Origin of the sequence: Kitasatospora sp. NPDC058162 (assembly GCF_042884005.1) — a bacterium.
Taxonomy (GTDB): Bacteria; Actinomycetota; Actinomycetes; order Streptomycetales; family Streptomycetaceae; genus Kitasatospora.
Map to the genome: position 1 here is coordinate 116231 of NZ_JBHVUS010000002.1, position 13433 is coordinate 129663.

A 13433-nucleotide genomic window follows, 5' to 3' on the forward strand; every position below is an offset into this window, starting at 1 on the left:
CCTTGTGCACCAGCTCGACACAATGTCACCCGCACGTTGACCGTTTGTGCTCGAAGCAGCCGGGTTCGGCGCTGCCTGACACAGTGTCGGGCCTGCCCGAGGCCGCCGGATGGCCGCCGTGTGAAAAGTGTGTGACGCCCCATCCAGTGCGCCTGGGCCCGCCCCGGCCCGGCGGCCCGGCCCGCCTCAGCGAGGGCTGAGCAGCCGCGACCGCATCGCCTCCAGTTCCGCCGCCAGCACCCGGCCCGCCGCCGCCGGATCGCCCTCGTGCAGCGCCCGGACGAGCTCCGCGTGCGAGGCGTACCCCTGGTTCGGGTCCCCCTCGCGCAGCCCGAGGAGCCCGACCAGGGCGACCAGGTGCTCCCGCAGGACCGGCGCGAACTGGGCGAAGAGGTCGTCCAGGACGGGGTTGTGGGCGGCGGCCACGATCGCCGTGTGCAGGGCGATGTCGGCGTCCACGAAGACCGCGTCGTCCGCCCCGCCGGCCGCCAGCCGGGCGGCCAGGGCGGCGTCGACGGCGGCGAGGTCGGCCTCCGTGCGGCGCTCGGCGGCCAGTCGGGCGGCCTGCACCTCGACCATCGTCCGCACCTCGTAGACGTGCGCCAGCTCGGCGGCGCGCAGCCGGGTGGCCCAGTCCCCGGCGGTCGGGCGGTCGGCGGTCACGAACACCCCGGCGCCCTGGCGGGCGTGCACCATCCCGGCCGCGGCGAGGGTGCGCAGCGCCTCCCGGACGGTCGAGCGGCCGACGCCCAGCTCCTTGGCGAGCGCCACCTCGCCGGGCAGCCGGCCGCCGACCGGCCACTCGCCCGACCGGATCCGCCGCTCGATCAGCGCGGCGGCCTGTTCGGCGAGGGGGGAGGGGCGGAGCGGGAGCATCGTCGTCACCTGTCAGGTTGTCTGAGGACTTCTGTCATGGTTACTCTACCCGGCATGCAGCCGTGGAGTGCTCTCCTTCTTGGTGGCCGCAGCGGGGTCTGACCTGACCGGCACCCCGCTGCGGGGCGCCGTCCTGCCGGTCTAGGACCCCCGAGGACCCCCGAGGACACCCGATGCGATTCCCGACCCTGCACGCCCCCACCGGCCCCACCCCGGCCGACGCCCCCGCCTGGAACCCCCAGCGCGGCGGTGCCATGCCCTCCCACCGCTACCGCCCCGCCCACGAGCGGGTCCACGTCCCCGCCCTGCTGCGCCGCTGGCCCGGCCGCCGGATCGAGCGGGCCCCGCTGTGGGTGCCCGTCGACCTGCGTGACGGCAACCAGGCGCTCGCCGAGCCGATGGACCCGGCGCGCAAGCAGCGGATGTTCGACCTCTTCCTGGCCATGGGCTTCAAGGAGATCGAGGTCGGCTACCCCTCCGCCAGCCGCACCGACTTCGACTTCGTCCGCCGGCTCGCCGAAGCGCCCGGGGCGCTGCCCGAGGACGTCACCGTGGTCGTCTTCACCGCCGCCCGGTCCGACCTGATCGACCGCACCTTCGAGGCCGTCGAGGGCCTGCCGAACGTCGTCGTCCACCTCTACACCGCCACCGCGCCGCTGTGGCGGGACGTCGTCCTCGGCAAGGACCGGGCCGAGCTGCGGGCGCTGATCACCGCGGCGGCCGAACGGATGGCCCGGCTCGGCGAGGGCCGGGACGGCCTGCGGTTCCAGTTCTCACCCGAGGTGTTCAACCTGACCGAGCCGGACTACGTGCTGGAGGTCTGCAACGGCCTGACCGAACTGTGGGACGCGAGCCCCGACCGGCCCGTCGTCCACAACCTGCCGGCCACCGTCGAGATCGCCACCCCCAACGTCTACGCCGACCAGATCGAGTACGTGGACCGCCACCTGGCCCGGCGCGAGTCCGTCATCCTCTCCGTCCACCCCCACAACGACCGGGGCACCGGCGTCGCCTGCGCCGAACTGGCCGTGCTGGCCGGCGCCCAGCGGGTCGAGGGCTGCCTGTTCGGCAACGGCGAGCGCACCGGCAACGTCGACCTGGTCACCCTGGCGCTCAACCTCCACACCCAGGGCGTCGACCCGATGCTCGACCTGTCCGACATCGACACCATCCGCCGCACCGTCGAGCACTGCAACCGGCTGCCGGTGCCCGAGCGCCACCCCTACGCGGGGGACCTGGTGCACACCGCCTTCTCCGGCACCCACCAGGACGCCATCAAGAAGGGCTTCGCCCGGCACGCCAAGACGGCCGCCGAACTCGGCCTGCCCGAACGGCAGGCGCCGTGGTCGGTGCCGTACCTGCCGATCGACCCGGCCGACCTCGGGCGGGACTACGAGGCGGTGATCCGGGTCAACAGCCAGTCCGGCAAGGGCGGCATCGCCTACCTGCTGCAGACCGCGGCCGGGCTGGAGCTGCCCCGGCGGCTGCAGATCGAGTTCGCCCGGGTGGTCCAGGAGGCGACCGACGACAGCGGGCGGGAGGTGACCGGCGAGGAGCTGTACGCGCTGTTCCGGGCCGAGTACCTGGACGCCGGCGCCGCCCGGACCTGGCGGGTCGACGGCGACCGGGCCGAGGTGGACGGCCGCCCCGGCCGCGGCGCCGGGCCGGTGGACGCCGTCGCGGACGCGGTCGGAGTGGAGGTCCTCTCCTTCACCGAGCACAAGGTCGGCGGCAGCCCCGACGCGATCGCCTACGTCGAGGCCCGGGTCGGCGGCGCGGTGGTCTGGGGCGTCGGCCGGGACGCCTCGGTGCTCACGGCCGGCGTACGGGCGGTGCTGAGCGCCGCCGACCGCGGGGTCACCGGCGGCGCGGCGACGGCCGTCGTGCCGTCGGACTGAGCGGGCGGTTCCAGCTGAACGGCCCACCGCCTTCCCGGCGGTGGGCCGTCGCCGTGCGGAGCGTCCCTGGGACGCCCGGGGAGCCCGGGCCACGGGCCGTCCCCGGGGCGGGCGGCGTCCCAGGGACGGGGAAGCGCTAGCGGGACGCGTCAGCGGCTCCTAGCGTCTCCCCACGGCGGCCGGTCGTGGTCAACGACCAGGCGCCGCCGCTTCCCTCCCCCGCGCTCCGCGCTCAGTCAGTCAGTGAGGAACCGTCATGAAACGCATCCCGGCCATCATCGCCGCGATGTTCGCCGCGCTGCTCGCGGCCGTGCTCGTCGCTCCGGCCGCCCAGGCCGCGAGCTGGCCCCTCGTCCGCAACGGTGACCACGGCGACAACGTCAAGACGGTCCAGTACCTGCTGTCCGCCCGCGGCTTCGCGACCGGCGCCGACGGCGCCTTCGGCCCCGGCACCGAGGACAAGGTCAAGAGCTTCCAGAGCGCCAACGGCCTGAGCCCGGTCGACGGCATCGTCGGCGGGGACACCTGGTCCAAGCTGATCGTCACCGTCCGCAACGGCGACAACAGCGACGCCGTCAAGGCCCTCCAGGTCCAGCTGAACGCCCACGGCGCCGGCCTCGACGTCGACGGCGCCTTCGGCCCCGGCACCGACAGCAAGGTCCGCAACTTCCAGCAGTCCGCGGGCCTCACCCCGGTCGACGGCATCGTCGGCCCGGCGACCTGGGCCGCCCTGCTCGGCGGTGGCGGCAGCACCGGTGGCTCCGGCGGCGGCAGCGGTGACAAGCTCACCCAGTCGCAGGCCGAGTCGATCCTCTCGGGCGCCGGCATCACCTGGTCCTCCTCGGGTGGCTGCTCCGACCGCACCAACAGCAGCTGCACCTCCTTCGACGGCCTGCGCCGCGCCTCGGCCGACGGCGCCGTCAACTTCAAGCACGCCAGCAACTGCGCGGTGAACATCACCGGCGGCACCGAGACCGGCCACGCCAGCGGCACCTACAGCCACGGCACCGGCTACAAGCTGGACTTCGGCATGTCGAGCTGCATCACCAACTACATCCACGGCAACTTCTCGCACAGCGGCACCCGCGGCGACGGCGCCGACCTGTGGACCGCCCCCTCCGGCAACATCTACGCCAACGAGGGCAGCCACTGGGACGTCACCTTCATGAACTGACGCCCACAGCGCGCGTCCTGGGAGACGCGAACTGCGAGGCGCATTCTGCGAGGCGCATTCTGCGAAGCGCATTGTGCAAGGGCAGGGCCACCGGAGGATCTCCGGTGGCCCTGCCCCGTTGTGTTCCCGGGTGTGTTCCCGGGCCCTGGCGAAGACCGAGCGCCGGGCCCCACCCTCCGGTGGACCCCGCCTGCCGGGCGTCGGCCACGACGGCGGACACTGGGGCACGGGCCGCCCACCAGGCCGGTCCCTTCGCACAGTTGACGAGGAGCCGACGTGTCCGCCCTGCTCATCCTGAACTACGACGTCACCGACCTCGAGCGCCTGACCGCCTACCGCAAGGCCGCCACCCCCGTCCTGCTGGCCTCCGGGGAGCTGGTCGCCAGCACCGACCGGACGGTCCACCTGGGCGAGGGCGGCCGCCCGCCCGGTGGCACCCACACCGTCGTGCTGCGCTTCGCCGACGCCGAACAGGCCCGCGCCGTCTACGAGTCGGAGGCCTACCGGGAGCACCTGGAGGAGCGCCTGGCGGCCACCGTCCCGTTCACGGCGATGATCGTGCCCGCCCTCTGAGCCGTCCCTCGCCTAACGCGTCCGGCGGACGACCGTGAAGCCGTCCCAGCCCTTGGAGCCGACCGTCTGGAGCGCCGTGGCCTCCAGCCGGTCGTCCGCCGCGATGTCCGCGAGGACGCTGCGCACGCCCTGGACCCGGTCGTCGTCGCTGGCGGGGTCGGTGACGGCGCCGTTGCGGACCACGTTGTCGATGACGATGACGCTGCCGGGGCGGGTCAGTGCCAGGGAGGCCTTCAAGTAGGCCGGGTTGCCGGGCTTGTCGGCGTCGATGAACACGAAGTCGTACGGCTCGGTGCCGTCCTCGATCAGCTGCTCGGCCGACGTGAGCGCGGGCCCGGTGAGGAGGGCGACGCGGTCGGCGACGCCGGCCCGCCGCAGGTTGTCGGCGGCGACCTCGGCGTTCTGCGGCTCGAGCTCCAGGGTGGTGACGTGACCGTCCGCCCCGACGGCCCGGGCCAGCCAGATGGTGCTGTACCCGGCCAGCGTGCCGAACTCCAGCACCCGCCGCGCGCCGCTCATCCCGCAGAGCAGGGCCAGCAGCTTCCCCTGGTTCGCCGCGACTTCGGCCTGCGGCATCGTGGTCGCCCCGCCGGACTGCCGCGCGTGCACCAGCGCCTCGTCCTCGGGCACGAGGGTCTCGACGAAGTAGGCGTCGACCTCACGCCAGGCCTGCTCGGATTCGTACATGTCGTTGTTCCTCCCCGTCGGTGGTTCCGGCCCCGCTGGGGCCGGGGCGATCATCTCAACTGCTGCCGGGCGGCCTTCTTGGCCTCCGCCGTCGCCCGCAAGGCCACCGCCTTGGGGGAGTCGCCGTACCACCACCACGTGTACCAGGTGGTCGCCAGGAACAAGGCCACGAAGCCGAAGAAGACCGGGGTGAAGGGTTGCCAGCCTCTGGACAGGCGGTAGAGGGTCGAGCAGGTGAAGACGATCGTGCCGCTGAGCAGGGTGGTCAGCGTCTTTTTGGTGCGGAGATTCATGCCGCGCACTGTAGGGCCCTGCGGCGGTGCTGACCAAGTGTCACGACAGGCCGGGGATGCCGGGGCTGATCAGCCAGAATGCCGTTTCCTGACACCCGCCACCGACAGTGTCGGTGGCGGGCGGGGTGCGGGCGGCGTCAGGGAGTGCGAGCCAGTTCCTTGTCGGCGGCTGCGGCATCGCGCGGCGTCGGCGCCGCAGCCGGCCGGAGCAGGACGGCGCAGGCGAGGGCGGCGAGCAGGGCGAGCGAGGCCGCGACGATCAGGCAGAGCCGCAGGCCGTCCAGGAAGGAGCCGCTGAGGGCGGTCAGGGCCTGGCCGGTGGCGGGGCCGAGGTTCAGTCCGGCGACGGCGCCGAGCCCCTGTTCGCGGGCGACGTCGACGACGTGGCCGCCGACCCCCGCCGGCACCCCGGCGTCCGCCAGTCGGCCGGGCAGGGCGTCCACGGCCCGGGTGGTGAGCAGGGCGCCGAGGACGGCGGGGCCGAGGGCGCCGCCGACCTGGCGGAAGGCGTTGTTGCCGGCCGCGGCCATGCCCGCCAGGTGGTGCGGCACGGCGGAGACGGCGGAGGCGGTCATCGGGGTGAGGACGGCGCCGAGGCCGAGGCCGAGCAGCAGCAGCCGCCAGGCGATCGAGCCGAAGGAGGTGTGGGCGTCGAGGTCGGTCAGCGACAGCAGCGAGCCCGCCGTGACGACCAGGCCGCCGGTGATCAGGATCCGGGCGGAGACCCGGTGCATCAGGCGCCCGACAGGCAGGCTGGCGGCCAGCGAGGCCCCCGTCACCATGACCATCCGGAAGGCCGCCTGGAGGGTGGTCAGGTGCTGCACCAGGCCGAAGTACAGGCTGAGCACGAAGAAGAAGCCGATCAGCCCCAGGAAGCTGATCATGGCGACCAGCGAGGTGGCGGTGAAGGCCGGGCTGCGGAACAGGGCGAGGTCGATCATCGGGCTGGTGCTGCGCCGCTCCACGGCGACGAAGACGACCGCCGCGACCGCGCCCAGCACCAGGGCGGCCACCGTGGCGGGCTCGCCGAAGCCGTTGGCGCCGCCCTCGATGACGCCGTAGACCACGGCGGTGACGGCGACGGCCGCGCTGATCTGGCCCGGCCAGTCGAGCCGGCGGCCGTGCGGGGCACGCGAGTCGGGCAGCAGGAAGGCGGCGATGCCCAGCACGATCAGCGACACCGGGACGGGCAGCAGGAAGATCCAGCGCCAGGCGACGTGCTCCAGCAGCACGCCCGCGATCAGCGGGCCCACGGCCAGCGAGGCCAGCAGGGACATCGCCCACAGCCCGATGAACTTGCCGCGCTCCCGGTGGTCGGGCACCGCGTGGCTGATCAGCGCCAGCGTGGTGGGCAGGAGGGCCGCCGCGCCGAGCCCGGAGGCGGCCTGTCCGGCCCACAGCGTCTGCACGGAGTCCGAGTTCAGGGAGATCGCCGCGCCTATCGCGCACAGCGCCATGCCCGCCTGGAACACCCGCTTGCGGCCGTGGACGTCGCCGACCACGCCGGTGGTCAGGATCAGCGCGGCCATCGGCAGCACGAACGCGTCCGACACCCAGGACAGTTGGGCGGTCGAGGCGCCGAGTGCCCGCTGGATCGCGGGCAGGCTCACCGACACGGTGGTCACGGGCAGGTAGGCGACGAAGACGCCCAGGCAGGCCATGACGAGGGTGACACCCCGTCCGGTCCTGGGGCCTTGCATCGTTGCGGAGTTCACGGAGGTCTTCCTTCGGCTGCGGAGGGTGCGGAATCGCGGACCAGCTTCGCCCCGGTGGGTTCAGGATCCCCAGGCGATCCCGGGGGACGTTGGGAAACATCCATTCCGGGCGGTGAGCGTGTGATGATTCCGCCATGCCCGATGACCTCGACCGCAAAATCATCCACGGACTCCACTACGGCCCTCGGGTCCCCTTCCGCCGCCTCGCCGAGGTCATCGGGGTGTCCGAGCAGACCGTGGCCCGTCGCTACACCGCCCTGCGCCGCAGCGGCGTCCTGCGCGTCGTCGGCCTGAGCTCCCCGGCCGCGCACGGCCACGCCGAGTGGATCGCCCGGCTGCGCTGCCGCCCCGACGCCGTGGGGCCGCTCGCCGACTCCCTCGCCCGCCGGCCCGACGTCGCCTACGTCGGCATCGCCTCCGGCGGTTCGGAGATCAACTGCATCATCCGCTCACCGGCCGGCACCGGCCGCGACGACGTGCTGCTGCGGCAGCTCCCCAAGGCCGCCTCCGTCCTCGACATGAGCGTCGACCTGCTCCTCCACCCCTTCGGCCCCGAGCGCGCGGCCGGCTGGACCGGCGGCGAGGGCTCCCTCACCGAGGAGCAGGTCCGGCAACTCGCCGCCGAGCGCCCCGACCCGGTCGGGCCCCCGCTCACCCCGACCGACGAGGACCTCCCGCTCCTCGCGGCCCTCGCCGAGGACGGCCGCGCCTCCCACACCCACCTCGCCGAGGTCACCGGCTGGTCCAAGCCCCGGGTCGCCCGCCGGATGGAAGCCCTGGAGTCCTCCGGCTCCCTCGTCTTCGACGTCGACACCCTGCCCGAACGCCTCGGCTACGAACTCAACGCCACCGTCTGGCTCCAGGTCGACATCGCACGGCTGCACCGGATCGGCGAGGAGATCAGCCGGCACGACGAGGTCGCCTTCGCGGGGGCCGTCAGCGGCCGGCACAACCTCATGGCCGTCGTGTTCTGCAAGGACACCCCCGACTTCTACCGCTACCTGAGCACCCGCCTCGCCCACATCGAGGGCATCCGCGGCTACGAGATCAGCGTCCGCGTGCGCCGCCTCAAGCAGGCGGCCTCGCTGATCCACCACGGGCGGCTGATCCACCCGGCCCTGGGGTGACGGGTGACGGGGTGCCGGGGTGCCGGGTGCTGCGGCGCCGGCCTGCCGGTGGGCGCGGCTGGCCGGGGCCGGGTCTGCGCTACTTCTCGTAGGCGGTCCACTGCTGGTTCTGGGAACCGACCGACAGCTCGGTGGTCACCCGCTGGTCCTGCCCGTTGGCCTGGAGGACGTAGTCCAGGTACTTCACGCTGGCGATGGCCGTGGCGTCCACGCTCGGTTCGACGATCCACCGCTGGGCGAGGTTGGTCGCATCGCAGTTCTGCTGGGTGACGGCCTTGCCGGGGCCGGCGGCAGCGAGGCACTTGCCGTAGTGGGTGCCCTTGATGGTGAAGGTGCCGTTGCCGAGCGGGGTGAGGGTCCAGACCTGGTAGGTGAGGTTGGGGTCGCGGGTCCAGACCTCGCCGCCGAGGTACTCGTCCAGGTTGTTGAAGTCGCTCTGGACCTGGAGGGAAGCGGTGACCGGGACGGCGGCGCTGGCCGTTCCGCAGTTCAGGACGGCGCCGCCGGTGAGGGAGGCGGCCGCCAGGAGGGTGGCGACGGCCTTCTGGGTGATGCGCACTGCTTCTCCTAGTTCGAGGGGTCGGCGAGCCCGGAGCGGGCTCGCCCGGCCGCGAAACTAGGGGCGTGAGGTGGGTCGTTTGTGGACGACTCGATGGGGGTAGGCCAAGTGGTTCCGACGTTTCACTGGGAAAGCGCAGCTGGGGCGGTTGCGAGGGTGAGGAAGGACTCCCAGGCGGCGGGGGTGAAGCTGAGGTGGGGGCCACCCTTGTCCTTGGAGTCGCGGACGAGGACGGCGGTGGAGGTCTCGGCGACGTATCCGTGGGGGTGGGCGCCGGAGGGCGTCGAGGCCATGCTTGGTCAGATGCGGGTGAACCGGGCGAGCGCGGCCTCGAGCTCCTGTGTTTGCGAGGGTGTCATGGGACCGAGGATGCAGATCGGGATCCAGTCGCCCTTCGGCTTGATCTTCCAGTGCTCCCCGCCTCTGAATCTGGACCCGGGCATGGGGTCAGCGACCGGAAGTCCCACCGGACAACTGCCGTAGAACGGCTGGAGATTTGGGGCCGGCTGAATGTAGACACTTCTGAAGGTGAAACCATAATCAGCTATGACCACGGTCATATTGTCGATCCGGGCCGCCCGGATGCTCTCCTTTGGGATCGCGTAGTTCCCCCATCGTCCAGCTGTCAATATCTCCCGCGTTTCGACCCGCAGCGTCCAGGCGACGGTGTTGCGCCGCATCTTGCGGTGCGCCCATGCTTCCATCAGGATCGGGATGGCCAGCACAAGAGCCCCCGCCACGAAGGGGGCGGGGCGCTCAGAATTCCAATACACATTTGGATCGCAATTCGGATCATTTGTGCACATCAGCTGACCAGATGCATTTAATCCGAATAGCCAGAGGGCAAATCCGATCAGCATGAGCAAGGCGAGCATCACGTTGCCAAAAGATGACAAGTTGAAGCTTGCAAGGCCCTTCGCTCGCTCCCTGTCGGGCCATGATGCGCTGAAGGAATTCCTCTGCACTGTTTGCGGAGTCGGTTCCGGCGGGTTCTGGAAGGACCGGAATGACGCGGGGCGCAGACGGTGGGCGGCGGGCGCGGGCGACCCGGCAGGAGGCGCCTGGATGGCGCCGGCTTGCCCGGGTGGCCCCTGCGGGTGGCCGAGTTCCGCCAGGCGGTGCGCCGCGTCGGCGCGACGCCCGGGCTCTTTGGCCAGCAGCCCGTCGAGGATGGGCTTCAGGGCCCCGGCCCGCTGTGGTGGTAGTGGGGGCCGGGTGGCGATGGCTACGCACAGGGCGGTGAATGTGTCCCCCTCGAAGGGCAGGTGCCCTTCCACTGCGGTGTAGAGGGTGACGCCGAGGGACCACAGGTCCGTGGCCGGGGTCAGGGCTTCGCCGTCGAGCTGTTCCGGCGACATGTACTGAGGGGTGCCGATGATCAGACCCGTGCTCGTCAGAGCGGTCGTCGCGTCCATCATCCGGGCGATGCCGAAATCGGTGATCACCGGACGGTCTGCCAGCAGCAGGATGTTGTCGGGCTTCAGGTCCCGGTGCAGCACCCGAGCAGCGTGCGCGTGCGCCAGTGCGTCGACCATGTTCGCGCCGATCGCGGCGACCTGCTGCCAGCCGAGGCGCCCGTTTCGGGCGATGAGCGCGCCCAGCGAGGGCCCGGCGATGAACTCCATGACGATCCACGGGGCACCATCGTGCTCGGCCACGTCGTACACGGTGACGATCCCCGGATGGCGGAGCCGGGCCGCAGACTGTGCCTCGCGCTTGGTACGTGCGATCAACTCGTTCCGCTCCGCCGGGGGCAGGCCCGCTGGGAGCAGCACCTCCTTGACCGCCACCTCCCGGTTCAGGGTCTCGTCACGCCCCCGCCACACCCGGCCCATGCCGCCCTGCCCGACCGGTTCCACCAGCCGATAGCGCCCAGCGACCAACAGCCCAACTGCCCCCGTCATGTCCGCAACGATAGCCATGGACACGGCAGTTGGACAGTGAATGCCGCTCGTATCTCCACCGCACAGCCAGCCGGCCGAGCCACGGCGCCCGGCCCGCCGCTGGGTAGCGGCGGGCCGGTGCCTGAGTGGGCGTCACTTCAGGTAGGGGGTCCACTGCTGGTTCGTGGTGCCGAGCGACAACTCCGTGGTGGCGGGCCGGTCCAGGCCGTTGGCCTGGAGGACGGTGTCCAGGTACTTCGCGCTCGCGATGGCGGTGAAGTCCAAGCTCGGGTCGAGGAACCACCGTTGGGCGAGGTCGTTCGCGTTGCAGGGCTTCTGGGTGACGTTCGCCCCGAGGCCGTTGCTCGCGATGCACTTGCCGTAGTGGGTGCCCTTGATGGTGAAGGAGCCGTCGCCGAGCGGGGTGAGGGTCCAGTTCTGGTAGGTGAGGATGGGGTCCCGGGTCAGCACGGTGGTGCCGAGGTTCTCGTCCAGGTTGGTGTTGTCGCTCTGGACCTGGAGGGAAGCGGTGACCGGGACGGCGGCCGTGGCGGTGCCGGAGTTGAGGACGGTGATGCCGAAGAAGGAAACGGCCGCCGCGAGGATCGCGACGGCCTTGTGGGCGATGCGCACTGCTACTCCTGGATTCGAGGTAGTCGCGAACCCGTTCGGTCGGGCCCGCTCAGCCGCGAAGCTAGGTGGGTGGCGGTGTGGTTCGTCCGCAGCTCGGGAGGTGTCGGCCCGAGCGGTTACGGTGTTTCACCTGGATGGGTCAGACCTCGGCGGTGGCGGCGTACTTCACGAAGGCCAGCCACGCGGCCGGCTCGAAGGCCAGCTGGGGGCCGCTCTTGTCCTTGGAGTCACGCACGTGGACGGTGCCGGGAGTCTCCGCGACCTCGACGCAGGCGCCACCCTCGTTGTTGCTGTAGCTGCTCTTGAACCAGGTCAACTCGATGGTCATAGCTCTCCCAGCCTCTTCTCGATCAGGGCCAGGGAATCCTGGGGACTGCAGGCCTGCGCCCTGAGGGTGCCGTACCGCGTGTTCATGATCCGAACCTCATCCGGATCAGTGATCAGCCTACTGCTCGTCTGCGCTTCGATGTAGCCATGCTGAGATTGTCCCTTGGGCGTGATCAGGATGAACGCGCCTGCCATTCCGGCATGCTCGGTTCGGTCGAGCGGCATGATCTGAACGGACATGCCTCGCATCTTCCCGACCTCCAGGAGTCGTTCCAGCTGTTCCCTGAGTACGTCTCGACCGCCCAGAGGTCGCATCAACACGCTCTCGTCGATGACCCAGCTGAAGATGGCCTTCGGCCAGCGTGCCAGGATCTCCTGTCGGGTCAGCCGTGCGGCCACTCGCATCTCGACCACTTCCTCGGACAGCGCTGGCTGTCGCATCTCGTGGATCGCCCGCGCGTATGCCGCTGTTTGAAGCAGTCCCGGGATCAAGAGCGTGGTGAACTCATGATGTTCGATGGCAATGTCTTCCAGGCTCACATAGTCCCGGAACCAGGCTGGATGCCGAACGCGAGCCTTGGCACGTGCGCTGATGACGTCGTCTCCCGCAACGGCCAACAGGCCGCCTGCGTTGAGTTCCCTGTCCACCGCAATGAGCAACTCCGGCTGCGGCGTGCGCACTCCACGCTCCACTGATCGGATCAACTGCTCGGTGTACCCGACTCGTTCCGCGAGCTGCCTTTGAGTGAGACCGGCGCGCTCCCGCAGGAGCTTGATCTGCTTGCCGATCGCGCGGAAGAAGTCGGAGACCTCCGTCAGATCTTCCGGCAGTTCCGTTCGAATGTCCTCGCCTGACTCGCTCTTACGAAGTGCACCCACAGCGACCACTCCAAACAAAAAGCTGTCCGCACCTGTACAAGTACTCTCCGTGCTCGCCAGGCCCATGGTCAGCGTACGTCCGCCCCGCCACGCTTTCTCCCATGACGACCGAAAACCCCCTCGACAGACCCCGTCGCCACACCGCCCTCCTCGCCGCCACACCCAAGGGCGTCGGACTGTGCCGACGCATCGCGAGGCGTCAACTCACGTGCTGGGGGCTGAACTCCACGCACACCGACCCCTTCCACTCCGCGCTCCTGATCATCGCGGAGCTGGCCACCAACGCCGTCCTGCACGGACGCGTTCCGGGGCGCGGGTTCGAGTTGCACCTCTCCCTCACCACCACCGCGCGCCGGGGCACCACCCTTCGCATCGAGATCAGCGACCCCAGGGGCGACAGGCTCCCCGTCCTCCCCGCCGCCGCCCCCACGCCCCACTCCCAGTCCGGGCGGGGCCTGATCCTCATCGAGGCCTTCAGTGACCGCTGGGGCACCATCCCCCGCCACCCCAACGCCAAGACCGTTTGGGCCGAGCTCGACCTCACCGATGCCGCCTGAACCCCGCCATAGGGACGGGCAGGCCGCGCTCTGCACGATCCTCCCCTTCGCCCTCCTCGCCTGGGTCTACCCCCTCACCGAGCCCCGGCCCGACCACAACCACCCCACCCCGCACCCCACTTCCACACCCATCCCGTAAAACCCCGAGGAGTGGGGAGAGGGCGCCCCCCACCGGACCCACCCCCTCCGGCGAGAGCGGGCCAAAACAGGCGGCGGCGCCGGCGCCCCCCCGGAGGGGCGCAGACTTGGTGG

At 71.0% G+C, this 13433-nt stretch carries 15 protein-coding genes; 5 read left to right on the forward strand and 10 right to left on the reverse strand.

Going from position 1 to position 13433, the window contains the following annotated elements:
* Positions 1–186 precede the first annotated feature (186 nt).
* Entirely contained in the window at positions 187–876 is a 690-nt protein-coding gene (locus tag ACFVXG_RS04010; RefSeq protein WP_387924856.1) for a FadR/GntR family transcriptional regulator, read from the reverse strand.
* A 173-nt stretch (positions 877–1049) separates the two neighbouring features.
* On the opposite strand from ACFVXG_RS04010, the gene ACFVXG_RS04015 reads away from it, so the two are divergent.
* The 3 genes from ACFVXG_RS04015 (at position 1050) to ACFVXG_RS04025 (ending at position 4521) form a co-directional block, all read left to right on the forward strand.
* The gene (locus tag ACFVXG_RS04015; protein WP_387924077.1) at positions 1050–2774 is read left to right on the forward strand and encodes a 2-isopropylmalate synthase; all 1725 of its coding nucleotides are present in this window, start codon (positions 1050–1052) and stop codon (positions 2772–2774) included.
* Between the two features lie 256 nt (positions 2775–3030).
* On the forward strand, positions 3031–3948 hold the full coding sequence (locus ACFVXG_RS04020) for a peptidoglycan-binding protein (RefSeq protein WP_387924079.1): 918 nt from the start codon (positions 3031–3033) through the stop codon (positions 3946–3948).
* 276 nt (positions 3949–4224) lie between these two features.
* Positions 4225–4521: a DUF1330 domain-containing protein gene (locus tag ACFVXG_RS04025; protein ID WP_387924080.1), complete on the forward strand. Its 297-nt coding sequence runs from the start codon at positions 4225–4227 to the stop codon at positions 4519–4521.
* A gap of 12 nt (positions 4522–4533) precedes the next feature.
* Here the strand turns inward: ACFVXG_RS04025 and ACFVXG_RS04030 are convergent, their stop codons facing one another.
* From ACFVXG_RS04030 to ACFVXG_RS04040, 3 genes are all read right to left on the reverse strand, one after another.
* A complete protein-coding gene (locus ACFVXG_RS04030) occupies positions 4534–5208 on the reverse strand; it encodes an O-methyltransferase (RefSeq protein WP_387924082.1) in 675 nt (224 codons plus the stop codon).
* Positions 5209–5258: 50 nt separating this feature from the next.
* The gene (locus ACFVXG_RS04035) at positions 5259–5501 is read right to left on the reverse strand and encodes a hypothetical protein (protein ID WP_387924084.1); all 243 of its coding nucleotides are present in this window, start codon (positions 5499–5501) and stop codon (positions 5259–5261) included.
* Between the two features lie 137 nt (positions 5502–5638).
* Positions 5639–7201, reverse strand: a complete 1563-nt coding sequence (locus tag ACFVXG_RS04040) for an MFS transporter (protein ID WP_387924857.1) — start codon at positions 7199–7201, stop codon at positions 5639–5641.
* A gap of 149 nt (positions 7202–7350) precedes the next feature.
* On the opposite strand from ACFVXG_RS04040, the gene ACFVXG_RS04045 reads away from it, so the two are divergent.
* Positions 7351–8343, forward strand: a complete 993-nt coding sequence (locus ACFVXG_RS04045) for an Lrp/AsnC family transcriptional regulator (RefSeq protein WP_387924086.1) — start codon at positions 7351–7353, stop codon at positions 8341–8343.
* A 79-nt stretch (positions 8344–8422) separates the two neighbouring features.
* Here ACFVXG_RS04045 and ACFVXG_RS04050 read toward each other — a convergent pair whose 3' ends face one another.
* From ACFVXG_RS04050 to ACFVXG_RS04075, 6 genes are all read right to left on the reverse strand, one after another.
* Positions 8423–8902 carry an RICIN domain-containing protein gene (locus ACFVXG_RS04050; RefSeq protein WP_387924088.1) on the reverse strand — a complete coding sequence of 160 codons (480 nt, stop codon included), beginning with the start codon at positions 8900–8902 and terminating at the stop codon, positions 8423–8425.
* Positions 8903–9024: 122 nt separating this feature from the next.
* Positions 9025–9195, reverse strand: a complete 171-nt coding sequence (locus ACFVXG_RS04055) for a DUF397 domain-containing protein (protein WP_387924090.1) — start codon at positions 9193–9195, stop codon at positions 9025–9027.
* A gap of 6 nt (positions 9196–9201) precedes the next feature.
* Positions 9202–10806 carry a serine/threonine-protein kinase gene (locus ACFVXG_RS04060; RefSeq protein WP_387924092.1) on the reverse strand — a complete coding sequence of 535 codons (1605 nt, stop codon included), beginning with the start codon at positions 10804–10806 and terminating at the stop codon, positions 9202–9204.
* 132 nt (positions 10807–10938) lie between these two features.
* Entirely contained in the window at positions 10939–11418 is a 480-nt protein-coding gene (locus ACFVXG_RS04065) for an RICIN domain-containing protein (RefSeq protein ID WP_387924094.1), read from the reverse strand.
* A gap of 139 nt (positions 11419–11557) precedes the next feature.
* On the reverse strand, positions 11558–11746 hold the full coding sequence (locus ACFVXG_RS04070; RefSeq protein ID WP_387924096.1) for a DUF397 domain-containing protein: 189 nt from the start codon (positions 11744–11746) through the stop codon (positions 11558–11560).
* Entirely contained in the window at positions 11743–12624 is an 882-nt protein-coding gene (locus ACFVXG_RS04075; RefSeq protein ID WP_387924097.1) for a Scr1 family TA system antitoxin-like transcriptional regulator, read from the reverse strand. Before ACFVXG_RS04075 ends, ACFVXG_RS04070 begins: the two co-directional genes overlap by 4 nt.
* 101 nt (positions 12625–12725) lie before the next feature.
* Here ACFVXG_RS04075 and ACFVXG_RS04080 point away from each other — a divergent pair, with 101 nt between their 5' ends.
* Entirely contained in the window at positions 12726–13181 is a 456-nt protein-coding gene (locus ACFVXG_RS04080) for an ATP-binding protein (protein ID WP_387924099.1), read from the forward strand.
* The last annotated feature ends 252 nt before the right edge of the window (positions 13182–13433 follow it).

Bases quoted from the DNA above. Each gene is read 5' to 3' on its own strand.
- ACFVXG_RS04055 (WP_387924090.1), bottom strand. From the start codon at position 9,195: ATGGCCTCGACGCCCTCCGGCGCCCACCCCCACGGATACGTCGCCGAG.
- ACFVXG_RS04060 (WP_387924092.1), bottom strand. From the start codon at position 10,806: ATGACGGGGGCAGTTGGGCTGTTGGTCGCTGGGCGCTATCGGCTGGTG.
- ACFVXG_RS04070 (WP_387924096.1), bottom strand. From the start codon at position 11,746: ATGACCATCGAGTTGACCTGGTTCAAGAGCAGCTACAGCAACAACGAG.
- ACFVXG_RS04030 (WP_387924082.1), bottom strand. From the start codon at position 5,208: ATGTACGAATCCGAGCAGGCCTGGCGTGAGGTCGACGCCTACTTCGTC.
- ACFVXG_RS04045 (WP_387924086.1), top strand. From the start codon at position 7,351: ATGCCCGATGACCTCGACCGCAAAATCATCCACGGACTCCACTACGGC.
- ACFVXG_RS04010 (WP_387924856.1), bottom strand. From the start codon at position 876: ATGCTCCCGCTCCGCCCCTCCCCCCTCGCCGAACAGGCCGCCGCGCTG.
- ACFVXG_RS04020 (WP_387924079.1), top strand. From the start codon at position 3,031: ATGAAACGCATCCCGGCCATCATCGCCGCGATGTTCGCCGCGCTGCTC.
- ACFVXG_RS04035 (WP_387924084.1), bottom strand. From the start codon at position 5,501: ATGAATCTCCGCACCAAAAAGACGCTGACCACCCTGCTCAGCGGCACG.
- ACFVXG_RS04080 (WP_387924099.1), top strand. From the start codon at position 12,726: ATGACGACCGAAAACCCCCTCGACAGACCCCGTCGCCACACCGCCCTC.
- ACFVXG_RS04015 (WP_387924077.1), top strand. From the start codon at position 1,050: ATGCGATTCCCGACCCTGCACGCCCCCACCGGCCCCACCCCGGCCGAC.
- ACFVXG_RS04040 (WP_387924857.1), bottom strand. From the start codon at position 7,201: ATGCAAGGCCCCAGGACCGGACGGGGTGTCACCCTCGTCATGGCCTGC.